General features: G+C 37.4%; 38 protein-coding genes and 1 pseudogene. 4 read left to right on the top strand and 35 right to left on the bottom strand.

Annotated features, from left to right (window positions below; translation table 11 throughout):
• Together ACTHOQ_RS13820 and ACTHOQ_RS13825 are read left to right on the top strand one after the other, a co-directional pair.
• Positions 1-76, top strand: a pseudogene (locus ACTHOQ_RS13820) (30S ribosomal protein S4); the annotation flags it as partial.
• Positions 77-150: 74 nt separating this feature from the next.
• The gene (locus ACTHOQ_RS13825; RefSeq protein ID WP_440496731.1) at positions 151-396 is read left to right on the top strand and encodes a hypothetical protein; all 246 of its coding nucleotides are present in this window, start codon (positions 151-153) and stop codon (positions 394-396) included.
• 39 nt (positions 397-435) lie between these two features.
• On the opposite strand, the gene ACTHOQ_RS13830 is transcribed toward ACTHOQ_RS13825, so the two are convergent.
• From ACTHOQ_RS13830 to ACTHOQ_RS13975, 30 genes are all read right to left on the bottom strand, one after another.
• On the bottom strand, positions 436-1,650 hold the full coding sequence (locus ACTHOQ_RS13830; RefSeq protein ID WP_440496732.1) for an excalibur calcium-binding domain-containing protein: 1,215 nt from the start codon (positions 1,648-1,650) through the stop codon (positions 436-438).
• 125 nt (positions 1,651-1,775) lie between these two features.
• Positions 1,776-2,054: a hypothetical protein gene (locus ACTHOQ_RS13835; RefSeq protein ID WP_440496733.1), complete on the bottom strand. Its 279-nt coding sequence runs from the start codon at positions 2,052-2,054 to the stop codon at positions 1,776-1,778.
• A gap of 111 nt (positions 2,055-2,165) precedes the next feature.
• Positions 2,166-2,537, bottom strand: coding sequence for a YhjD family protein (locus ACTHOQ_RS13840; RefSeq protein ID WP_440496734.1), 372 nt, complete (start codon positions 2,535-2,537; stop codon positions 2,166-2,168).
• Positions 2,530-2,754, bottom strand: coding sequence for a transcriptional regulator (locus ACTHOQ_RS13845; protein WP_440496735.1), 225 nt, complete (start codon positions 2,752-2,754; stop codon positions 2,530-2,532). The genes ACTHOQ_RS13840 and ACTHOQ_RS13845 overlap by 8 nt, the downstream gene beginning before the upstream one ends.
• A gap of 135 nt (positions 2,755-2,889) precedes the next feature.
• Positions 2,890-3,060, bottom strand: coding sequence for a hypothetical protein (locus ACTHOQ_RS13850; protein WP_440496736.1), 171 nt, complete (start codon positions 3,058-3,060; stop codon positions 2,890-2,892).
• 175 nt (positions 3,061-3,235) lie between these two features.
• Positions 3,236-3,751, bottom strand: a complete 516-nt coding sequence (locus ACTHOQ_RS13855) for an ImmA/IrrE family metallo-endopeptidase (RefSeq protein ID WP_440496737.1) — start codon at positions 3,749-3,751, stop codon at positions 3,236-3,238.
• A 4-nt stretch (positions 3,752-3,755) separates the two neighbouring features.
• Entirely contained in the window at positions 3,756-4,121 is a 366-nt protein-coding gene (locus ACTHOQ_RS13860; RefSeq protein ID WP_440496738.1) for a helix-turn-helix domain-containing protein, read from the bottom strand.
• Between the two features lie 206 nt (positions 4,122-4,327).
• Complete coding sequence (locus ACTHOQ_RS13865; protein ID WP_440496739.1) at positions 4,328-5,002, bottom strand: M15 family metallopeptidase; 675 nt, start codon at positions 5,000-5,002, stop codon at positions 4,328-4,330.
• The gene (locus ACTHOQ_RS13870; RefSeq protein ID WP_440496740.1) at positions 4,999-5,280 is read right to left on the bottom strand and encodes a phage holin; all 282 of its coding nucleotides are present in this window, start codon (positions 5,278-5,280) and stop codon (positions 4,999-5,001) included. Before ACTHOQ_RS13870 ends, ACTHOQ_RS13865 begins: the two co-directional genes overlap by 4 nt.
• 13 nt (positions 5,281-5,293) lie before the next feature.
• Positions 5,294-5,698, bottom strand: a complete 405-nt coding sequence (locus ACTHOQ_RS13875) for a hypothetical protein (protein WP_440496741.1) — start codon at positions 5,696-5,698, stop codon at positions 5,294-5,296.
• 132 nt (positions 5,699-5,830) lie between these two features.
• Entirely contained in the window at positions 5,831-5,989 is a 159-nt protein-coding gene (locus ACTHOQ_RS13880; protein WP_440496742.1) for a hypothetical protein, read from the bottom strand.
• The gene (locus ACTHOQ_RS13885; protein ID WP_440496743.1) at positions 5,989-6,288 is read right to left on the bottom strand and encodes a hypothetical protein; all 300 of its coding nucleotides are present in this window, start codon (positions 6,286-6,288) and stop codon (positions 5,989-5,991) included. The genes ACTHOQ_RS13880 and ACTHOQ_RS13885 overlap by 1 nt, the downstream gene beginning before the upstream one ends.
• 13 nt (positions 6,289-6,301) lie before the next feature.
• Entirely contained in the window at positions 6,302-7,090 is a 789-nt protein-coding gene (locus ACTHOQ_RS13890) for a hypothetical protein (protein WP_440496744.1), read from the bottom strand.
• A gap of 73 nt (positions 7,091-7,163) precedes the next feature.
• Positions 7,164-7,304: a hypothetical protein gene (locus ACTHOQ_RS13895; RefSeq protein ID WP_440496745.1), complete on the bottom strand. Its 141-nt coding sequence runs from the start codon at positions 7,302-7,304 to the stop codon at positions 7,164-7,166.
• Positions 7,305-7,347: 43 nt separating this feature from the next.
• A complete protein-coding gene (locus ACTHOQ_RS13900; protein ID WP_440496746.1) occupies positions 7,348-7,482 on the bottom strand; it encodes a CD1375 family protein in 135 nt (44 codons plus the stop codon).
• Positions 7,483-7,755 carry a hypothetical protein gene (locus ACTHOQ_RS13905; RefSeq protein ID WP_440496747.1) on the bottom strand — a complete coding sequence of 91 codons (273 nt, stop codon included), beginning with the start codon at positions 7,753-7,755 and terminating at the stop codon, positions 7,483-7,485.
• On the bottom strand, positions 7,756-8,328 hold the full coding sequence (locus tag ACTHOQ_RS13910) for a hypothetical protein (RefSeq protein ID WP_440496748.1): 573 nt from the start codon (positions 8,326-8,328) through the stop codon (positions 7,756-7,758).
• On the bottom strand, positions 8,321-8,968 hold the full coding sequence (locus tag ACTHOQ_RS13915; RefSeq protein ID WP_440496749.1) for a putative phage tail protein: 648 nt from the start codon (positions 8,966-8,968) through the stop codon (positions 8,321-8,323). Before ACTHOQ_RS13915 ends, ACTHOQ_RS13910 begins: the two co-directional genes overlap by 8 nt.
• Positions 8,961-10,058, bottom strand: coding sequence for a baseplate J/gp47 family protein (locus ACTHOQ_RS13920; protein ID WP_440496750.1), 1,098 nt, complete (start codon positions 10,056-10,058; stop codon positions 8,961-8,963). Before ACTHOQ_RS13920 ends, ACTHOQ_RS13915 begins: the two co-directional genes overlap by 8 nt.
• A complete protein-coding gene (locus ACTHOQ_RS13925; protein WP_440496751.1) occupies positions 10,055-10,465 on the bottom strand; it encodes a DUF2634 domain-containing protein in 411 nt (136 codons plus the stop codon). Before ACTHOQ_RS13925 ends, ACTHOQ_RS13920 begins: the two co-directional genes overlap by 4 nt.
• The gene (locus ACTHOQ_RS13930) at positions 10,462-10,842 is read right to left on the bottom strand and encodes a DUF2577 domain-containing protein (protein ID WP_440496818.1); all 381 of its coding nucleotides are present in this window, start codon (positions 10,840-10,842) and stop codon (positions 10,462-10,464) included. The genes ACTHOQ_RS13925 and ACTHOQ_RS13930 overlap by 4 nt, the downstream gene beginning before the upstream one ends.
• Before the next feature lies 1 nt (position 10,843).
• Positions 10,844-11,806: an XkdQ/YqbQ family protein gene (locus tag ACTHOQ_RS13935; protein ID WP_440496752.1), complete on the bottom strand. Its 963-nt coding sequence runs from the start codon at positions 11,804-11,806 to the stop codon at positions 10,844-10,846.
• Positions 11,799-12,485: a LysM peptidoglycan-binding domain-containing protein gene (locus tag ACTHOQ_RS13940; RefSeq protein ID WP_440496753.1), complete on the bottom strand. Its 687-nt coding sequence runs from the start codon at positions 12,483-12,485 to the stop codon at positions 11,799-11,801. The genes ACTHOQ_RS13935 and ACTHOQ_RS13940 overlap by 8 nt, the downstream gene beginning before the upstream one ends.
• Positions 12,478-14,703, bottom strand: coding sequence for a tape measure protein (locus ACTHOQ_RS13945; RefSeq protein ID WP_440496754.1), 2,226 nt, complete (start codon positions 14,701-14,703; stop codon positions 12,478-12,480). The genes ACTHOQ_RS13940 and ACTHOQ_RS13945 overlap by 8 nt, the downstream gene beginning before the upstream one ends.
• A gap of 59 nt (positions 14,704-14,762) precedes the next feature.
• Positions 14,763-15,179 carry a hypothetical protein gene (locus ACTHOQ_RS13950; RefSeq protein ID WP_440496755.1) on the bottom strand — a complete coding sequence of 139 codons (417 nt, stop codon included), beginning with the start codon at positions 15,177-15,179 and terminating at the stop codon, positions 14,763-14,765.
• A gap of 3 nt (positions 15,180-15,182) precedes the next feature.
• Entirely contained in the window at positions 15,183-15,527 is a 345-nt protein-coding gene (locus ACTHOQ_RS13955; protein WP_440496756.1) for a hypothetical protein, read from the bottom strand.
• Positions 15,528-15,645: 118 nt separating this feature from the next.
• Entirely contained in the window at positions 15,646-15,819 is a 174-nt protein-coding gene (locus tag ACTHOQ_RS13960) for a hypothetical protein (RefSeq protein ID WP_440496757.1), read from the bottom strand.
• A 128-nt stretch (positions 15,820-15,947) separates the two neighbouring features.
• Positions 15,948-16,607 (bottom strand): hypothetical protein, encoded by a 660-nt coding sequence (locus ACTHOQ_RS13965; RefSeq protein WP_440496758.1) that lies wholly within the window; start codon positions 16,605-16,607, stop codon positions 15,948-15,950.
• Between the two features lie 11 nt (positions 16,608-16,618).
• A complete protein-coding gene (locus ACTHOQ_RS13970; RefSeq protein WP_440496759.1) occupies positions 16,619-17,455 on the bottom strand; it encodes a phage antirepressor in 837 nt (278 codons plus the stop codon).
• Positions 17,452-17,664: a helix-turn-helix domain-containing protein gene (locus tag ACTHOQ_RS13975; protein WP_440496760.1), complete on the bottom strand. Its 213-nt coding sequence runs from the start codon at positions 17,662-17,664 to the stop codon at positions 17,452-17,454. The genes ACTHOQ_RS13970 and ACTHOQ_RS13975 overlap by 4 nt, the downstream gene beginning before the upstream one ends.
• A gap of 206 nt (positions 17,665-17,870) precedes the next feature.
• Between ACTHOQ_RS13975 and ACTHOQ_RS13980 the strand changes: the two genes are divergently transcribed.
• Positions 17,871-18,410, top strand: a complete 540-nt coding sequence (locus ACTHOQ_RS13980; protein WP_440496761.1) for a helix-turn-helix domain-containing protein — start codon at positions 17,871-17,873, stop codon at positions 18,408-18,410.
• Between the two features lie 539 nt (positions 18,411-18,949).
• Entirely contained in the window at positions 18,950-19,174 is a 225-nt protein-coding gene (locus ACTHOQ_RS13985) for a hypothetical protein (RefSeq protein WP_440496762.1), read from the top strand.
• On the opposite strand, the gene ACTHOQ_RS13990 is transcribed toward ACTHOQ_RS13985, so the two are convergent.
• The 5 genes from ACTHOQ_RS13990 to ACTHOQ_RS14010 form a co-directional block, all read right to left on the bottom strand.
• Entirely contained in the window at positions 19,131-19,388 is a 258-nt protein-coding gene (locus tag ACTHOQ_RS13990) for a hypothetical protein (protein WP_440496763.1), read from the bottom strand. The two genes, ACTHOQ_RS13985 and ACTHOQ_RS13990, sit on opposite strands and share 44 nt — an antisense overlap.
• Before the next feature lie 309 nt (positions 19,389-19,697).
• Positions 19,698-19,931 carry a hypothetical protein gene (locus tag ACTHOQ_RS13995; protein WP_440496764.1) on the bottom strand — a complete coding sequence of 78 codons (234 nt, stop codon included), beginning with the start codon at positions 19,929-19,931 and terminating at the stop codon, positions 19,698-19,700.
• Positions 19,932-20,143: 212 nt separating this feature from the next.
• Entirely contained in the window at positions 20,144-20,575 is a 432-nt protein-coding gene (locus ACTHOQ_RS14000; protein ID WP_440496765.1) for a phage tail assembly chaperone, read from the bottom strand.
• The gene (locus ACTHOQ_RS14005; RefSeq protein WP_440496766.1) at positions 20,568-20,936 is read right to left on the bottom strand and encodes a hypothetical protein; all 369 of its coding nucleotides are present in this window, start codon (positions 20,934-20,936) and stop codon (positions 20,568-20,570) included. Before ACTHOQ_RS14005 ends, ACTHOQ_RS14000 begins: the two co-directional genes overlap by 8 nt.
• 64 nt (positions 20,937-21,000) lie before the next feature.
• Positions 21,001-21,477, bottom strand: a complete 477-nt coding sequence (locus tag ACTHOQ_RS14010) for a phage tail tube protein (RefSeq protein ID WP_440496767.1) — start codon at positions 21,475-21,477, stop codon at positions 21,001-21,003.
• Positions 21,478-21,481: the final 4 nt, after the last annotated feature.

A 21,481-nucleotide genomic window follows, 5' to 3' on the forward strand; every position in this document is an offset into this window, starting at 1 on the left:
CGTACGTTTACCAGAGCGCTCTGAATTATCTGGTGAAATCAACGAACAATTTATCGTAGAGTTCTACTCACGTTAATTTTTTCGAGTTTCAGACATATTCAAACTCAAACCATCAAGCCTTGTATATCAAGTGTTTGGTGGTTTTTTATTATGTTGAAATACTCAAATCCCATCAAACTTATTCGATTATTTGGGGGATGGTTCGGGGGACACGATGAAAGTTTGGGAATTTTCAAGGGAGATACAGCACTTTTTATATGGGGGATGGTTGAAAATCCTTATGTATCAACGTGGGGGACGTTATTTATAGCAGCTGGCGAGTGCAATTATTTTGAATTTAAATATAACAAAGCCTTCCGCATTTTAGTGGAAGGCTTTTGTATTATTTATTTTTAAGCTTATCAATCAAGTTCTGCACAATGATATTCAAATATTTTATTCACATGCGTGTCCATCACCGTCACGGTCAAATTTTTTCTGATAAGCTGGGTGACTTGATGAAACACCTTTCGGATAAACTTTTTTCAATTCAGTACAATTGCTAAAACTTGTTTGTGTTGTAGTAGGAGTAGGTGTTGTTACAACTGGCGGAACATAAGGTTGAGAAACACTATTACCTTCATAAGGTTCGCATGCCCAACCATCATTATCTGCATCATGTTTTGATTCATAAGCTTTATGACCTACCGCTACCCCATCTGGGTAAACTGCATTTAATTCCGTGCAATTTTTGTATAAGCTATTTGGAGTTTCTATTGGCTTTGTTTGAGGCTTCGGTTGAGTATGCTCGGTTTTATTTGGCACAATCATTTCCTTAGCAGAAACCTTATAAGATTTACCATCCGTCTTTATTATAATCGTTCCACTCTCAGCCGTTGAATAAACTTTAGATCCAGCTGCTTTTAGCATTTGCAGGACATCGCTGTGAGGATGCTTATAACTATTATTTTTACCATAACTTAAAATAGTCACTTCCGGTTGCACGGCATCTAAAAAGTATTTAGAGCTACTAGTATTAGAACCGTGGTGCCCAGCTTTTAATATTTGAACTTTTAATGAATCGTAAGAATCAACAAGTAACTCTTCTAAATCTGTGCTTGCATCAGCCATTAGCAAAAATTCTACATCTTTATAACCTACCTTTAACACAATGGAAGCATCATTTGTATCTTTAGCAAGAGGATCTGCAAACAACGTCTGTAAGTAGAAATCAGAAGTCCAATTCCCAATCAGGATTTGTTCAATTTCAGGTTCAATATATTTTATCTTCTTATTTTTTACTAAAGTTAAAACTTGATTATACGTTTCGGTAGTATGAGCTTTTCCACTATTCACGAAATTTTTAACCGAAATAGAATTGAGTACACTTACTAATCCACCAACATGATCTGCATCTGGATGAGTAGCTATAACGTAATCAAGTTTCTTGATTCCTAATGATTTCAGGTAATCTACAAGACCTTTCCCAGCTTTGCGGGGGCCGCCATCCACTAAAATATTCTCACCTTTTGGTGATTGAATTAAAATGGAATCCCCCTGGCCTACATCAATAAATTGAACAACTAATTGCTTTGTACTGGCGCTCACTGCTGGTAGTGAAACCGAGACTATTAACACAAATGCAAACAGTAAACTTAGTATTTTTTTCATATTATCCCTCCTCGTTTAGAGTATATAATTACCTGGTAATATTTACAAGGCAACATATAAAAAAAGCCTCCCACAAAAATAACGTGAAAGGCTTTAAGTATGTCTATTCATGATGTCGCTCCTTCTTACCAAATACGATCTTCGTCCTCTAACGCCCCGACTGCTACTCTCTCGACCATTAGCATTGTTTCTTCTTTACTCTCATAATTAAGAATTGACCCACTTTTTGATTCGTCTTCCGACTTAAAAATTTCATAATCAGCCATATAGACTGTATTTCCACCTGCTTCAAATATTTTCAGATGAATTTCTACATTTGCTTTGTGATTTAAAATAGACATTGTATATACTTCAACTCGATACTCCCCCACCTGTTCCAACAATGAATTTGACAATGCATACATTTCTTTCACCTCCTTATTACCAGTTAATTTACAATAACGAGGCAAGAAATGGAAGCGAATGCCCGAAAGTTTCTTTTTGGACGTGTAGTCGACAAAACACGACAAATCAATTTATACTCCATCTGCTGGTGTGCGATACTCCATGCCAAGTAGACGCTTCATTTCTTCGCTGACCCAATTGCGAAGTGCAAGGTTGGCATAATTGCGTGTTTCCTCCACTCCCCTAAACAAAATATAATATTCTGTAAAAAATTCGTCTGATTTTTTCTTTTCGACCTTGCAACCCTTTTTATATAAATAGTCACGTGCAGCTTTTAGCTCTTTAAAAACTTGATTGATTTTTAAGTCATACCAGGCATCTAGTGCATGGTGCATTTTTAAAACGGTTATATGTTTACGATCTCGTTCGAGTGTTTTTAATGTCATTTCCAAAATGATAAATTTATGAATATCATTGCTAATTTCCATTAAATCTTTATGCATTGAGACCACGCGCCTTACTAATTACAGGCTGAATAGCTAAAATGTTATCAGTTTTAAACGAACGCTTTGCATGCCTTATAAAACAATAGGCCTGCACTGTATCACCGACAATTTTAATTAATTTGATACGGCGCTTAGTAATGGTATCATCTTTAGCCATGTACATGATATCGACGATTTGATTGTGCTGCACTGCCCGCTTAATTTGGTCTTTCATTGCCAACACCTCGTTCTTTTTCTTTCATTATAGAACAAGTGTTCTGTATATAACAACAAGAAAAGGCTGCCATTATGGGAGCCTTTTGTAAATAGTGATGGTTAAAGACTCTGTCGCAAGAGCCTTTAAGAAGCATCACTTCTCTTCGTCTTTTTTCTCTTTGTTACTCTTCTTTTTCGCTTTTTTCTCTAGATACTTTTGTTGTTGCTCTGGAGTTACTTCAAAGCAAAAAGCATCCAATCCTTTTTCGTGTGCAAATAAGCGTTTACCATTTCTTAAAGTAATATACGGAGTACAAATTAACATTTAACATCATCCTTTAGCAATAAAATTATTGCAAAGGACCGCCGGAAGTGATACAGTAAAGATAAATTTCCTAGGTTTAGCTTCACTGTAGCGACAATCACTTTGATTTCCTACACATATTCTATGTCGGCCCTTTGCAAGGGCTTTTTTTAATTGTCCTCATCTATAACACTCCTTATCTATTATTAATTTGAATTATACCTACTTGATATGATACGCCAAATCTATTTACAATTTCATCAACTGATAGTCCGATCGTGCTTTCAGGTGGTAAAAGTATTTCACCAGCAAAAGTATTAGCTTGCCATTCCGGATCTTTATATGGTGGAATACTTTCTCTAATACTGGCTCGAGCTAATGCAATTTTACCCGGACGATGTAACCATAAATGACCTATTTCATGAGCAATTGTGAACCTATCTCGTGGACTTCCTTCTATCGCTCTTTCATATACATCTTCACTTATTACAATCGTTTTAGTTTCTGGATAAGTGACTGCATATTGATTACCCATTTGTTCAAATGGCATAATCAAGTGAGAAAAATCAGGAACTAAATCGTATAATTCATATTCCAAAAATCGAACTACATCGAAGTAGTCCCCAACTTTTAATCCTGCTAATTGCCTTAAGCGATTTGCTAAAACGCGAATTTTCTTTCTCGATAATGGATCTGCTACATAATTACTCATTAATTCACTCCTTATTCTTTAAAGAAAGAAGAATGCTTTTAATAGTATCCTTATCAACTTGGTCCATGTCTTTAAATTCTCTCGCTAAAGCCATAAGCACTTGCTTGTCCTCGTTATCATAGTTACTAAAATCAATTCTTAGTTCTTTTTTCGATTCTTGTATAACCTTCTGTAATTCCTGTTGTTGCTCTTGATCGAGCTCGTAGAAATCTATAATTTTTGTTGGCCATTCTTGAGGAACATTTCTTTTACCATTTTCTACAGCTGATAAATAAGAAGAAGTAACTTCCAATTTATTTGCCATATCTTTTAGTAATTCACCGTTGTCAATTCTCAATTTTCGACAGAATTTTCCGAATTGGGTTAGCACAGTACGGTTCCTCCTTCCTAATATTAAATTGTAGAAACATTTTGCTTCTAAAAATAGAATACAGTATTCGGTTAATTTAGTCAACAAATTTTGTTGATTCATTTAACTACAATTAAATAATTTCTTATTTAAAATAAAATGAAGAAGGATATGCATAAAAAAGCCCGTCACCACTGCATTTATACAGTAGTAACGGGCTTTATAATTTATTTTTGTGCTGTTTTATCCCGACGATTTAAAATCGTCATTTGTAAACCGATTAGACGGTCGGTTGTCATCTCACCATTTTGCAAGGCTTTTAAATGTGACTCGTTAATAAAGCCATCCTTTGCCGCCTGCGCTAAAAAGTCCTCCGTCTCGGTACGGATTGCCGGACTGCCCGGCTGCCAAATGTTGCTCATTATTTTATCCTCCTTTTTATCCTCTACGATCAACTGGACCTTTAATTTACTGTTGGACGGTACAATGACCTGCCCCTCTAATTTATATCCAGCTGGCATACGCCAATTTGATTTAACCTCAAAGTGTGGCCGGTCAATATTTTTTGGCCAATCGCCGCCCCATGTGATACCGAGCTTGCGAGCAATTGCCCCTACTTTATTTAGTGTAGCTAAATCGTATAAAACATGTGGGGGGCCCACTGCAATATCCCAAGCCAAACGGCTGGCATGATTACTGTTGAGCGTCCATGTCACGACTTTGCCTGGACGGGTACGGCCTTGTGCATATAAATATTTTTGGCGCTCTGGACTGCGATATGTCTCGGTGATAAAAATGTTAATAATTCCTGCTTTGAAGCATTCCTGAAACAGGAGACGGCAAGCTGTTTGTGCAGCTGCCGTAAGCTCTGCTAAATCACGGCAAGTTGTGGTTACGCTCATCGTCCATCATCCTTTGGCTTGTCGTATCGCAATGCTTGCCTGCTATCTCCAAACCCCTTAGTCGTTGGATCAATTAAAAAAGTCGCTACAGACACAAATACTGTAACGACCACATATGGGTTTAAGATTGCTTGTTTGGCGAGTGCACCCACCATTGACCATGAAGTTAAATCCTCGGTATTTACGCCAAAGTAGACGCCCACAGGAGCTACAATAGCTAAAAATAGGGCTGCATAAAAATACGGGTTTTTAAAACGCACTTTCCAGTTGATTTTCATAATTAAATTCCTCCTATTTGGTTAAAAAATGCTGTATTACTAAATAAATTCCGCCGCCTGAAGCTCCAAGAACGCTTATTGCTCCACATATTTTAAACAAGACCGTCGCCATGGTATTCCATTTCATCATTTTAAATTCGTGCTGTTGTGATGATCGGCTACTCTGATAGCCCATGGCACTTTGAGTGAGCTCAAATAGTTTTTCCATTTGCCCAACAAGCGTACTGCGTGTTTCTCGATTGTCTTTTAAAACTGTGTTTTCCAACTCTGTATTTTGCAATTTTAAATCTGCCATTTGCCCTGACAAGATGTCTAATTTCAATTGATGGTCCCTGTCGTTCTGTTCCAAAATCGTTATTCGTTCTTCATGATTTTTTACGGTTTCAAACATAGAGACACTTCCTTCGTTTTCCGGCATTGCCCCCTTACCCCCAATCCTTGTGCGATAGTAAAAAGCGCTGTGAGACGCATCGAGAATCTGTTTTTTGTACCATTGTCCATCTCGCACGCGCTCACAGGGCATAAAAAATAACGCTAGCTTCTGCTGCGTTTAAATTCCTTCCGTATTTCCCAAAATATAATTCTCAACCGCGGCGCGATAAGCCTCATTTGTAATGTCATCTAAAACATATACAATCCCCGTCTTTGGATTTAAGCCACCACTTTTAATTCTTTCTGCTGCAATACGCACCACTACTGGATTAACCATTATAAAATCCCTCCAACTTCACTTTCTGCTTGTAATAACAGAGCGTCTTCTAATTCTCGAATACGGCGTTGTTCCTCTGTTTCTATTATCGGCAAAACCTCAAGGATTGGCTCATTTGTAACGGTATTCACACCAATAATCTTATGTGTAAGGGGGTTAATCATCCCGAATGGGACGTCAATAATACCGATTTCCTGAACAGTTTTTCGCGGCGAAACAACGCCTTGCATCTCACTAAGGTGTACAAGTATTTCGCCATCTGTTTTATCATAAAATAACCTTGCGCCAACTTGATTCATATTTAGTCCTCCTTTATATAGGTACATCCCCTAACGCTATCCATGTGACAGTTTTATTAAGAGGTAATGTACCTGTCGACATCTGAATGCTAAACGCACCGTCCGATATAGTTATTTTCGACGGGTACCACCATTGATATTTATCAGTAATGGATGCTTCGGGATTGATGTATGTGTACAAATCCGAATCCTGATCAGGTACATACATAGAATATTGATCTTTCGCTACATACACAGCGGTTTGCAGTGGATATGTCCCGACAACAGCAGCGATAATTATCTTTGGAACAAAACTATAACCCGACACGATTAATTCGCTGCCTGCCACAAATGAATAACCTGTAGCCTGTTTCCTCCCTGTTTGAATCCTAGAGATATTTTGTATAATTGTCGCAAACCCTGCATTTGGAGGTGTATAAACCCCTTTATCGGTAACGGCGTTTGCGACGCCCTTTAATCCGTTATCGATATCTGTAAAAACCTCATTTATTGCAGCAACAATTGAAGTTTTATTGTTTGTTGGCAACTGATTTAAGTCGCCTAACTTTGAATAAGTTCGTTCTAAATCGAGAACAGCCTTATTCCACGCCACACGTTCTCTTGTTGTAATATGTTTTATATTATCTCTAGTATGTTCATCGAGAAATCGCTTTAAGACATCTACTTCGCTTTTCAAAGCAATCGCCCCTAAAGGACCAACAGCATCGTCTATCGCCTTCGCCAGAGCGTTCATATCTTTCGGAACATCAGCAAACATGTTACGGTCAATTAAAGGCAAGCCTAAAATCGGGGTTGTAGCCATCGAATCATCCTTTCTAAAAATAATAAAAAACCGCTAATCTAATGACTAGCAGTTACCTCACAGTTTGGAACGATTAAGCGACTTCTGCGCCTAGAATTTCTAATAAAATTGCTCGTAGATTACCAACGTTAGGCACATCTTCAATTGTGATTTCCTCAGCTAAAATTAAAATTACATACGAACGTGCGATACTTGAATTTTTAGTAAATGTCATTCTGAAAAACCCCTTTGTCATTTTGATTTGTAGTTTAAATAAATTAAATACTGTTGTTAAGAACATTAGTAACGACCTCTTTCAAATTCCGAAAGTCTGGTACATCCTCAATTGTTTTTTCGCCATTCTTAATGAGCAGTACATAATCTTTTACAAGTTTACTTTTTTCGTTAAACATTTACATACCTCCTATTAAAGAAAGCATTGTTTCAAACATTTCCGCATTGGCTCTAGCCATTTCTAATCGAATTTTTTCCGTTTCCGACAATGATGTTGGTAAAGGAGTTGAATCATGTGCATCAATAATTCTTTGCACTAATGTCATATCAGTTCCTTTTTCAAAATCAAATTCATTGTCCTCATTAGGTAATGCTAGAGCATAATTAGCGTTTACTCCTGCATCCTCAAATTCTTGGTGTAGTTTAGTTATATTAATATTTTTTATTATCATTTATGCCACCCTCACTACAGATGCTTCCAATTGTTGCAACAATATAGCGTTACCACTGTTTTGGAATGCCCTGAATTCGATAGTATCTCCAATTCCTAGCTTAACAAGTTTAGAAATATTTAAACCTGTACCTATATCTTGTAACCAACTCCCTGTAACTTGACCAATAACACTTTCATTCTTGTAGATGTATAAGCTACGAACACCAGTTACCGCTCCGGCGTTAAAGTATCCACTAAAAGAAACGTCATAATACCCTTCTTCAGATATTGTAATAACATTATTTGTAATTGAGTTGAAATCATTTGATTGAGTGTTAAACACGACTTTTGTGACATTATTGGGAAGAATAGATTGACCTGCAGTGCTACTTAATATAACTTTTTTGTTTTTCCCGATATAGCTAATTTGGTTCAGATGCGTAGTAAGTTTTGCTTCAACACCAGTTTCCTCGTCAGTAATTTTTGCGATTTCTTGATCGATTATATCCATATTCCTGTTTTGAACATCGACATCGTAAAACTCTTCCTGCGTTGGTTTTTCGAGCTGTAAATTAGGTGTTAAATCAGGCATTTCCGATTCCCTCCTCATCAATTGTGATGTGTTTAAAGTTACTCAATTCTTCATGCGTTGACTGTATCAAGTCACGATGTCTTGCACCGGTAAAGACAACTGGTGTGATTAATAATTCATAGTACTGATATTTCTTTAATGCCTTGTACGGCACATGGTCAATGTCACTGTATAAATAGTACATTGGCGATATATCAAGCACTAAATTTTGTGGTGTAATTTGTTCTAAAAGTAAATTCACCGAATCCACCATACTGGACAACGTCAAATTGATCCGAATCTTGATGAATTTTTCCGAATTGCTAATCGTTAATTCGTAATTATCTTCTCCGAGAACGTTATCTAAAATCTGCATTAAAGTGATGCGCGTATATGGCGCCTGATTGTTGTACTTGGCTAAAATTCTGAATCGACGCACATCTAGCGTATCACTCGCTAAACGGTTTAATTTCAGCATATTTTCGTAACGTGTAGCACCTTCACGGTTAACCGTTACTACGAATTGATTGTTTAATTCGTCATCAATTTTTTGCCACAAGGCGTTCAATATCGGATTTTCCATAGCTGCTATTTCTTTTAGCTCTTTATAGTCCTGCAATACTGGCGGTAAATAACTCATCACATCAACATTTTTAGCCACTCACAGCACCACGTTTCGGGATTGATTCTTTATCAAGTTCGATATTTCCCATATGACCGTTAAGCACCGTATCGCTTATATCGAGTACACCAGGCAGCGCTAACAAACGCGTTTCAATTTGAGAGACACGGACAATGACGCCAGCATGATCTTCTTCATACGTAACAGCCTTTGCCCATTGTTCAGCTAATTCACCGAAATAGGTATCAATAATAGCTAATACATTTAACTGAATAGCATTCCAATCAAAGCCTGTCTGATACGTAATGTTGAGCGCAATATTTATTACCTCTTCATTGACACCCGATACCGTCACAACATGGTCAATCGGAGCCGTACCAACACCCTCACCTTGTAGATTTATTGGATCTACAAACTCCTGAACGGTGTTAATTAATAGTTGTGTTGGCTTGGTGAATTGGGAGCTGATGATTGTAAGCCCAACTGTTCCTGGACCGTATTTGGCCCGATACACACGTACACCGCCGACACCTTCTAACTTACCTACCTTCTCTTTATAATCAGCTCGGTTGCCTCCAAAAGAAGTTGAATCAAAGCTATTAAAATAACGTGTTCGAAAAGCCTCTGTTCCTTCTTCATCTTCACCAGGGATTAAGAGATCAGTTAAAACGGCCGTTTGTAAATTGTTAATGTACTGAATCGGAATTAAATTACCTAAGAAAAGATTGCCGGCATTACCTGGTGTTTCGCATTCAACGATATACTCACCAATTGTGATTTTTTCAATTACCACATAGTTCAGTTCGTCCAAGCTAAAACGAGCTCCCATAGGCACATCAATATTAAATACCGCCTTTAGCTTAGCTTTTGTCGCTGGGTACGGTTTCAGTCCACGCTCTGCTGCACGACGAATTAAATATTCTCGAGGTGCCGTATCTGCATAGACTAGGTCAATTAAATGTTTAAGCGTTGCAATCATTTGCACCGTTTCGAGTGAATTTACAACCGTTGCATTAAATAATGGAGCAGTCTCACGCATATCTAAATTCGGGTCAATACTAGCTACATTGGCACGCTTAATCGCCTGTAAATCCTCAAATGTTGCTTCGAGGCTAAATGGTATCGTCATTGATAAATCACCTCTTTCTCCCCGTCAATTGGTCCGTAAATGGTATGAGCTGTATAGCTTACATGCACCTTATTTTTATGAGTAGATACGTGAAAACTATCCACTTCGTTAATGCGGTCATCTTGCAACAAGCAGTCACGAATGCGTCTGGGCACTTCGCTGGCTACGTAAGATGTTGGCTTACCGAATAGATCCTTTAATTCAGCAAAGTTATTCCATGAATAAATAATGTGATCGTAGCGCTCAATCGAGAGCATTAAAAAAATCGCTTGTTTCATGGCTTCTCGTTCATCGACGAAACCTGCACAGCGACCTTTTTCTACATGTAATTTGTGAGCTTTTGATGGCTCAATAACTTCCTCGAAATCAGCCGTTAAGCCATCATTTTCAATTTGATTGGGAATCATTCAACCACCTCTTTATCGATGATTAAATATTGCTGTCCGCCGTGTGCACGTATCATCGTTACCTTATCCCCAACAATTAATCCGTTATGGATAAGGAACTTTTTACGACCCTTATACTCATGGTTGTGAGACGCGAACGCTTCGTAATTCCCACCGCCCGAGCGATTTTCCGTTAAGTGGTCTACTGTCATTTCAACCTCGTAATCCATCACGGCACGCGTTAATTTGAGCTGTTCTTGCTCTAGTAAAAGCTTTTGGTCAACGCGTACTTTTAATGGCTCTACGGATTCGACGGTGCCGTATACGATGTCTGTTAGCTTTTGTGCATTCACTGCATCCAGTACGACTTTTCGCAAGGCGCGTATAATATCTGACATATCACGCAACAAAATCACCGCCGATCAATTTTAAATCCATTTGATGCTTAGACTCGTAAAAAGAATGTTTTACTGTCTCGACCATCATAAAATTTGCGACCGTCAAGTCCCCTAAATACATTTGCACGCCCAGCGTTGAGCCGCCCCGCACCCGGTAGTCGCCAAATACTTTATTGATGTGCAATTTGCGGGATTTACGGTTATAGAGAGCGAGCAATGCATCGGCCTTCACCTTGCCATTTTCACCCTCGTCTACGCTATCAGTCAGCTGGAGAACACCCCATTGATTCATGTTAGCGCTATCCTGCGCAATAAAGATTTCGCGCTTACCGGTCTTTTTATTTTCTCGCGATAATTTGATTTTGTTGTGCGTATTTTCATCAATTGATGTGGTGTAATCAAAGGTTTCGCCGCTCTCTTCATCCACTAAAATATCGAGCTTTAACTGCTTTATATTGCGATAATTCAACTTGCCGTAATCATCGTAAAGCACAAATAAGTTACCTGTATTCTTAGTCGTAATTGCTCCAGCATTGTCCATGATCGTGAAAAGTTCCTGATTATCCTCAACACGGGACGCGATAACATGCTTTGTATCTGCGATGGCACCACCTTGTAAATTAAAGTCGGCAATCAGCATTTGTAAGACTTGTGCAGCCGTTTTGCTTTTATAAACGTAGGTGTCCTTATTTTTAAAGTAACGGAGCTGGTCGTAAGCAGTAACAGAAATAATGCGATTATTCGAGCGTTTTTTGGTAAACACAAAGCCGTAGAATATTTTTTTGCCGTCGTAATCAAACCGAACGGCATCCCCCTCATAAAAGCCGAGAAGCTCGTCTTTAATTACATTAAACGTTAATTTACCAGGCATCGACTTGCGATGTGTCTCCCATATAATAGGCTCTTGTACGGCACAATCGAAGATACGCCCACGTGACATTATGAGTAATTGATATTTACCCAAGCTTAATCACCTGCCCGACTTTAATTGTATTGGGATTGGAAATATTATTGAGCTTGGCTAATTCCGTATATTTATCCCCGTTGCCTAATTCCTTTTTCGCAATGGCCCATAAGGTATCGCCCGCCTTGACAGTATACGTTTTTGGTGTCTTCTTGCCTGTTGTTGGTCTTGATTTCTCTACGGTAACCTTTTGCTTGGATTTTGTAGCACTTGCCGCATTTGATGCGCTGGAGCTCGTCGATTTAATGTTTAGTTTTTTGGTGCCAAATGGCTGAAATTGCTTGAGGGAAACGGTCGATTTGATGTCAAAGCCATTCTCTGCATCCTCATCGACTGTGTAATCCTCTAGCGACACCGTCATATTTGTATCAAATAATAAAGAGCCATCCGGTTTAAGTCTGTTGACGATAAACTGGAAAGGCTCTTGAGCTACTTTTAATTTTTCCAAATGCTCTAAATAAAAGGACGCCGGTTGAAATCCGGATGGATAAACAGCATACGGGTATTTTACGTTTGGGAACTCTACTTCAAATTCAATGTCAGTGAGGCCGGCCTTTTTTAGCAGATTGACTTCACCTTCATTAATTAAAGTGATCGTTTCATTTTTGTTATTAATTTTCATGGACATGGCAGACGGGGCAATAGGCATCTGCACATCTCCAATAAAAAAGTTATACATCCGTATCGTCCCCCTCTGCTAACACCGCAACTACTTCCTCGACTTTTTCCCCGAATCGATCTACGATGCCGTCAATGTCCGTGTCGTGATGGATGTGGTTTTCATTTTTCATATCTACTTTGATTTCGGCTGTTGTGTATCGGTTGATGGCCTCACGTTCGGCTAGGTCGCGAAGGTATTTCAATTCATTGGCTGTGCCGTCCATCGATTTCGCCATTTTTGCTGTGTTGTCAGCAGTTTTTTTGGCTGCTGGGCTATCTTTGTCGGTACCACCAATTCCAGCTAAAAGTTCATCCCAAGGCAGGTCATCTTCTTCTTTCTTCTTTTCTTCTCGTGGATCTCCACCGAATAGATTTTCTCCCCAGTTATAACCTTTGTCCCAAGCAGCACCTAAATCTTTCATTTCCATTTTAGGAGCTTCCCAGTAATCTTCAGGTGCTTCACCAACCCAGTCACCTAATGCACCTTTAATGTTTTCAATATCACTAGTAATAGATGTGCGATAAGTGAATTCCGCACCTTTACCTAAACCAATAGAAGATGCAATATCCGCAGGTAACAAGTCTATAAACCAATTCCATGCTTTAATAGCTCCATTTACAGCGGATATTATTGCGTTTACGAAACTTGTTGCGAAAGAATCCCACCCTCTAGTCATTGAAGCCGCTTGATCAAGTACGTTACTCGCTAAATTGTAGAACAGTTTTTTAACAGCATACATTGGATGATTCCACACGTTCACGAAAAATTCAACAAAAGAAGCAATAACATTCCATAGAAACGCGAAACGATTATAAATATATGAAACTAATACCATAAATGCTCCTGCGATAATCCCGGTTGCTGAAATAGATTCATCCCTAAAACGATTGACGACACCGATAACTAAATAAAATACAGTCACTAATACTATTACAGCTCCAATTAACCAGCCAATAGGATTAGCTGAAATAGCAATACTTAACGCTGCCATTGCTGCAGTAAAACCATATGTTGCCCACGTAGAAAGGACTGCTGTAGCTACATACCATAAGTTGCGCACCCCTGCAGTAGCCATCAATAGTAAATTTATAGCAACTTGCCGATTACTCCATATCCAAGCAGCTGCATTGGCCGCAAGTGCAGCTGTAACACCGCCAATAATAGGACTAATAATAGACCAATTATCGTAAACAAAGGCGCCAGCACTTGTCACCATATCAAAAGCTACCACTGCAACCCCTGCAAGTGTATACAAGGAATTGGTAATACTACTCACTATCTCTTGAATACGCTCGTCGTTTGCAATTTTATTTATCTTTTGAAGTATTGGTGAGAATGCATCTAATGCATGATTTTTCATTTTGGTCCATATTTGTTCCCAAGTTATCGGCATGGATTCAAAAGCTGCATTTGTGTCTTCTGCTGCATAGAACATTGCGTTTTTAATAATTTCAGCAGTAATTACTCCATCTGCAGCCAATTTCTTAATGTTAGAAGCGTCAATATTAAAAGCTTCCTCCAAGTATCGCTGAATATTAGCTACAATTGGTTGGGCATTATCCAGGATTGCGTTTAATTCCTCTCCTTGCAATCTTCCTGCCGCCATAGCCTGTGTGAGCTGAAGCATAACAGACCTAATTCCTTCTGCTGAAGCGCCGGAATTGGAGAAGGTTTTATTCAACTGTTCAGCGAAAGCAACAATTTCTTGACTGCTATTAAAGGCTGCGGCAGCTTGCAACCCTAGCTTACCAACCATATCAGCCGTAGCTTGATAAGGTGCATACGTTCTTTGCGCACTTTCATAAATCATACGCTGCAGTTGTTCTGTCGTTTGCAATCCGTCGTTCATTAAATCTAAACGCGCTGTAGTATTCGTCATTTCATCCGACAACTCGACAATTCCCTTAACGGACTGAAATGATAAATAGGCTCCTACAACGGCAAGCATCTTACTTAGTAATGCGTTAGCAGAAGAAGTACCACTTTGAATAGAGTTATTAAAGTTGTTTTGTTGAGCATTGGCTTGACTTATTTGTGTTTCTATTTCATTAAACGCTTGCTCAGCGCGCGCTAATTCTCTTCGGGCGATTTCAATGCTTGAAATATCTACCGCACTTCCTGAAGCTCGGTGTAAATGTTCGAAACTATTTATAGTAGCCTGCATTGCTACATTCATCGATTTAAACGCTTGAGATACATTGTCCTGTAATTGTATGGCTGTCCGAATAGTTGCCACATGTCACACTCCTTTCTCCATAATAAAAAGCGCAACTCATGATTGCGCTTTTTAAAAAACTACCTATTTAGTTTGTATTTCTTTATATAAGCAATCCATAAATCTACCGCTTCAATGTACTCGTGTAGAGGATTATTTTCTAATTTTTTTTGGTCCTCCAAACTTGTTAAAATTTGCATCCAAGTTTTCTTACCTTGCAATTTAAATTTCCCTATCGGATAAGTGTTATAACTAAATTCAATGGATTTATTGCTCATTCTTCTTAACTTGACTAGTTTTACTTGATTATTTTGATGTAATTTATAGAGTAGATGCTTAATGAAATCTTCTTCATCTGAATTAATTTCACAATACTTACTGTCGACTAAATCTTTCACTATTCTACCATAGTAAAAATCTGAAATTACATCTTCGTAATTTTTTTTAGGAACTGATGGTTTAGTTTGAATCAAATTATGAAAGAATCTTTTTAACATAAGTTAAAACAACTTTTGCATTAGTAATTTATATATCTTATCATCAATTTCGATTAAACTACGTTTTCTATCATGAAACTCAATTGCAAGCGTGTGAGTTCCTTTGTTTTTAGCCGACAATCCCGCGAGCATGCCTACAGGACCCAATAACACACCACCAACTAAACCTCGCGAAATCCCTGAAACAGCACTTATCCTGTGTTCTTCAGTAACAAGTTCATAACTTTCGACTGTGGACTTATCTAAGTTTAAAATAGTTTTAAATCCAGATACTAAACTAATAACATTAGACAATTTCAAAACCGAACAATTTATATAATCTCCTGCAATTACTTTGTTCTTTGCCATTTTGTATCCCTCCTCCACACAAATATACAGAATGCAGGAAGGAATAACCATATCTTTTACATAATCACCACCCCTTTCAATGAAAAAACACCCTCAGGCGAGGGTGTTAAATTTGCTGTTACGCTACCTTTTCAATTATGTCAATACGTTCTAATATCATCTCGCCCATTTTTCGCACATATTTGTTTTCGCTTTGTACGAAAGTACTATAATCTCTTAGAAAATATAGATCCGTTAAACTCATTTCTTCTAGTTCTTGCTTCCATCTAATAGCTACGTCCATTATCTTCATTGATATTCCTCCTAATTTCGAGGACATCCACTTTTAATTACAACCGTTATCGGTTATAATACATTTGATTAGTTGGAGTGGATGTCACTCGTGATGCCACATTTCGAGCGCCAACTTGAAATGTGGATTTATTTTATTAGTTTTAAATATTTTGGTTTAGGTTTATTAATCTCTGAGACCTCGCCAGTTTGGATGTTTTCTAAAAATTTCTTACCATTAACCCCTTCGTGCATTGTATATGTCGAAACGCCTTGTTCTTCGAGAAATTCTTCCATGATTCCCTTACCTGTTTCTAACTTTCTCAAATCACTAATTACGCCCATTTTTTCCACCATATAAAAACTAATGGTCCAATTTTGGTATTCCCAAAGGAAATTTTCAATTTCTTCACCAATTACTTTATCTTCACCGAAAGCCTCAATGTATTTACGAGTATAAAAGTAATCCTTCCAGCCGTCATTTTCATCAAGATAAATTTTATCGATTGGGAAAATATTTTGGAATTCTCTTGGAGTTAATAAAGCCATCAATGTGTTAACTGCTGTAATTATTGAAAATTTCCCTAATAACCCTTCTTTATCATTACTTCTTGAATCAAAAGTGTTGACCATTTTAGTACCTGACCAAACTAACTTCTTAATAGTATCTTTGTCATATTCTTTAACGGTTGAATACTTTTGCATTGCTGGTTCAAGAGTTTTTATGAAAGCATTGGAATAAAGAGAGAAATAATCGGGCTTTTCTATTTTGATACCTTCAATTACCTTTAATTTAATCGGTGTATTCATTCTATTCTCTCCTATTTTACTTGTTTAAATTCTCGTTCAATCATTGGTAAAATATCGTTTTCTTTTAACAATTCATAAATAAACAAACGCCCTACTTGAGTCCATTTTGTATTCATCCGAACATCTGGCGATCCATCTGAACGAGTGATATTAATTGTATCGGAATGTGTATAGCCTTTAGCTTGATGCTTGGCGTACAACAACCACTGACCACTTTGCTTATATTGTACTTTCAAGACATTCAGCAACTCATTCATTTTTGTCGCTGACATACCATAATCTTTTGAGATTTGACCGATCGTGACTAACCCCTTATTTTTCAAAATGGTGTCAGTATAATCCGCTTTAGGTTTTAATTGTTTAATCGCTGACTTTAAGGAGTCATTCTCGGTAAGTAACTTTCTGTTTGTTTCCAATGTACTAGCCACAGCCTGCTTTGTATGATCATCTAATTGAGGCAACCAAACATCAACAAAGTCAATCGCTCTGTTTTCTTGTACATACCCCCCTGTTTTACGGATTGTCGGCAAAACTTCTGACGTAACCCATCGTTTAAATTTTTTTGCTTGCTCTTTAATTTCTGGGCTATTACCTTGATTGGCAGCTCCGAAAATTAAATTGTACAAACCCGATTCATTAATAAATTTTTTGGGCTGTTTTCCCCCTTTTGTAAGGACTGTATGGACCGTACAGTCCTCTTGGTCAACATGATTATCCACCGCTTTATAGGGATTACTGAAAGTTAAAGCCTTTGCAGCTTCAGTTGCTCCAAACCACTCAATACCCTCAATTGTAAATATCGGCAATTCACCAAACATCGGATGTTCAAACATTTTTAATTCACTCATACAAGTTCCTCCTTTTTAATTTGTATTAAATCCCCAATTTCACAATCAAGATAATCACATACAATGTTTAACGTAGAAAACTGAATACCTTTCGATGTTTCATAATACAACCCTCTAATAGTATTTTTGGATAAACCAGTTTCTTTTTCTACATCTGCCATTTTTTTCTTTTGTTTAGCTAATAATATTCGAAAATTATTTTGAATCATTTCCCCACCTCCCAAAAGTACACTTACACAACTAAAGGTATTACACACAAAACCTTTGTTGTTATTTATAATACTTACAGAAAATCCTATTGTCAACACTTTTATTCCTTCTTACAAAACTTTTAGACTCAAGGAGATTACCAAACGTGCTCTAATCGTTTAGAATGTAGATAACACCAAAATCTAAAAACAAAGGAGCCATTAATTTGATTAAGTGTAATTTAGCCGTTTTGCTAGCTGAAAGAGGTTTAAAAATGGCAGACATAATAAATGACACTCCTCTTTCTAAAACCGCAGTTCGAGGACTCTATTATAATGAATCGAAAGGTATTCAATACGAAACATTAGAAATACTTTGTGATTACTTAAATGTTGGACCTGAAGATTTAATTAAAAAAATTAATTTCAATCACAAGTTAATTAAAAGAACAGTTGATTCTAAAAATATGACTATCGAATATTACATTAGTTTTAATTTAGATAACAAAGAATCCGAACATGTACTTAAATTAAGATTAGAAAAAATTGTTGTTAAAGAAGACGAATATTCAAAACAAGAAATTTTACCAGGCTTATATTTGGATTTTATTTTTACCAAAGATTTTAAGCAAAGTGTGCTTTCACAAATAACGTGGAGCGAAAGAAATAAATTGGAAGATACAATTACAAGCGATTTTATAGCTTCTTTAAATCTTGAAAATCACCCTTTTAGACAAATGCATTATTATGATGATCTAAACTCGTAGCCTACTAGGTTATCTCCGCGAATTCTTTGTAAGCTATTTTAATATTGAAAGATGGTGACCAGGCTAGTGGCAAATTGTCGCTAGCTTTTTTTGTATCCATAGCCTACCAAAAAAACCTTTGTAACACTAGGATGAGATTATTCGACAATCCTTCACCACCAGAAAATAATTCTATGGATACTCACGTTTTATGGGAACCTTTTCCTTCAAGGTGAACGAAATTTCGTTCACCTTTATTTTATTTAAATCCATTGTAGTTCTTTTTCTAAAAGTAAAATTGACAGTATTTGCTCCAAAAATAAGTACAAAAAAGCACCGTAAACAGACTGATAGCTAGATCAGTGTTTACGGTGCTTCCGTATAAAATCGATATTTAATTTGTTAGCAATAAAGTTGCTATAAGCTTTGCCCACTTATGGGCAAATAACTGCTAACAAATATTATTGACTTTAATATAAAGCACCATTATTAAAATGTCAAACTATTTTTAAAACATCCATCCCCTTACTGTATAATATTTACAGGAGGAGGTGAGATAAATGAAAAAGCTTGAAAATGCTATTTTGAGAAATGCACAAAAAAATTATCGCGAAAATAATTCACTAACTAGCTACTTCATATTTCCTGTTGGAGAGGAAAATGAAGCTAGAAGTGCACTTGATAACCTTTATGCTGAAGGTTATATAGAAAGACCTAACAAAGCGTTGAATACAAGTTACGTCACTTTAACCGAGTATGGCGTAGATTTTGTAAACGACCTTTAATTCGAAACCCTACCGTTCTGATAAAATGTTGAACTTTATCTGGAATCGTAGGGCTTTTCCTTGTTAATTCCACCTTTTTGGGACAACCACCTTGACTATCCCCTACACCGAAACCGATAATTTTAATATCACCTAAAATACTTTCTCGAAACCATAACATATAATGCTTTCCATCTTCATCCTTCCAATAGACTTCTTTCAATCGAAAATCCATATTCCGCACTCCCTTCTACCGTTTTTTCTTTTGCCATCAGAAAGGGACGAATTGTCTCTACCTGCAAACTTCTGATTCATACCCGTCAATTTGACGGGTGTAAGAAATTGTAATATTGCAACAGTTATTTTCCACCCGTCTTATCGATGACTGTATAACTTATCCACCCATCTTCATCAACATAAATTTAATTGCACCGCATGGATCTAAAAACGTTAAAGCTTTTTCTGCTGAACACCACTGTTTGTAGGGATGTCCCGAGTTAGGACCCCCTCTGAATCGCAGTGATCCGAAATAGCTTTATAAGGCCTAGCACTCGTTCAGCATTGGCTCCTTGAATACCAAAGGGAATGAAAGTGTGATAGTACATTTGGGTTCTTTTTTCTGCAATTGAATATCCACAAGATACTTTTGTAATTCATGGGGTGTAGTGTTTTCAAATTCTTTAAGCAGCAGCTCGCACGCAAGTAAGTTTGCCTCTGCGGTTGTTGCTTTTGAATGTTTTGCCTCCAATACCCCATCAACTACCTTTCTAATATCCATTATCGCGCCTCCTCTTCTTTATTTCCGTTTCCCTTTCTTCCCAGCTCTTTTCGCTTCTTTCGCCGCTTTTTCATCTGCTGCCATCTTAATCTGGACAGCAGCAATCACAAAAGCCTTTTCCCACTTCGGCAAAGAATCATATTCAGACGGCCACTTATGTAATTTATGCAAACAATAATAAGCAATGTTTGCATCATAGTCGCCGTCCTCAATTAGTTTTTTGCTTCTTCTACTGCCTCTTCCATGCCAACATCAAAGCCGTTAGCATTCTGTACAACTTTTAGATATTCAGCATATTCACCTGGTAAGAGCATCTTTTTAAGCAAGGCTTCTGCACCCATTACTTTGTAAGAATTTTGTAGCTCAGTATCATGCAAATTCGGGAATTTTGTGCATTCTACCGCCAAAGATGTTAAGTATGCATCGTAATCAGTAGTTGGCTGAAACACATTCTTTTTACCTGGTACCGGTAATCGTTTTGTATGTTGTTTACGTAACGCTTCATCACGGTCTGAATCTACTGAAGCTACTTGCCACTTCATTGGTTGTTTTGTTTCGGGGTCTACGAAACGTTTTGAAACTACGTGCTCCTCTGCCTCTGGATTAATTGCGTTTTGGGCTAAAAAGGCTGTTAAATTACTCATTTGTTAACTCCTCCATGCTTTTCTCAATTTTATTTTTTAATGAATCGATGACTTGTTCCACATTTGGTTGCATAATCCGATTGAACTTAGAATCTACTTGCAACTTACCGATAGTTGCAGCTGCTGACAAACTTTGTTTCACTAATATCTCTTTTTGTGAAATATCAATCGATACTGTGCTGTTAGGTTCTAAGCTGATGAAAATATCAATGCCACTTGTTCCTTCGACTACGTTATCTCCTAAACGGTCAGCATTATTTATGAAATGTGTTCCTATTTGACGGTAAATTTCGGCAAAATGTTTTTGTATAGATTCCCCATTGCTAGGAGTTGTTCCTAATACATCTGCAAATTTTGACATCTGCTTCATACCTCCTGATTTTTAATTATAAGAAAAGCCTGCCGAATAAACGGCAAGCTCAATATCAAGACTGCATTGTATTCAAAATAGAATAAACTTCAGGTAATTCGAATGATTCAAAAGTGAAATCGACCGAATCCTCTAAATACTCGGCATCGGCATCTAATAGCGCAACAATGCCGCCGTCCATATTGCAATCTTTTAGAATCGTCGTTTGGCGACCAACCGTTGAACTCGCATCTTCATTAGTGACTTGGATGTCAAAATAAATATCCTCTCCCGTTTCTTGGTAACGATATAAAAGTTCACGGAAGATGGATGTATTATAGTGGAAAGTAGCCGATCCAGTACCTTCTCCACCTGTTGATTTATTCCCTTTTGAAACACGTCCCATGATAGGCACTTGCGTTTTTGTTTTGTCCCAGCGTGCTTCTAAATTGATTAGATTCGCAAACAGATAACGGTTACCTTCAACAGTCACATAAGCCCGCCCCTGCGCACCATGAATGGCGTCACGGGCATGCATTGTTAAATCTGCCATAAAA

The organism is Solibacillus silvestris (genome assembly GCF_051967575.1).
Classification (GTDB): domain Bacteria; phylum Bacillota; class Bacilli; order Bacillales_A; family Planococcaceae; genus Solibacillus; species Solibacillus silvestris_B.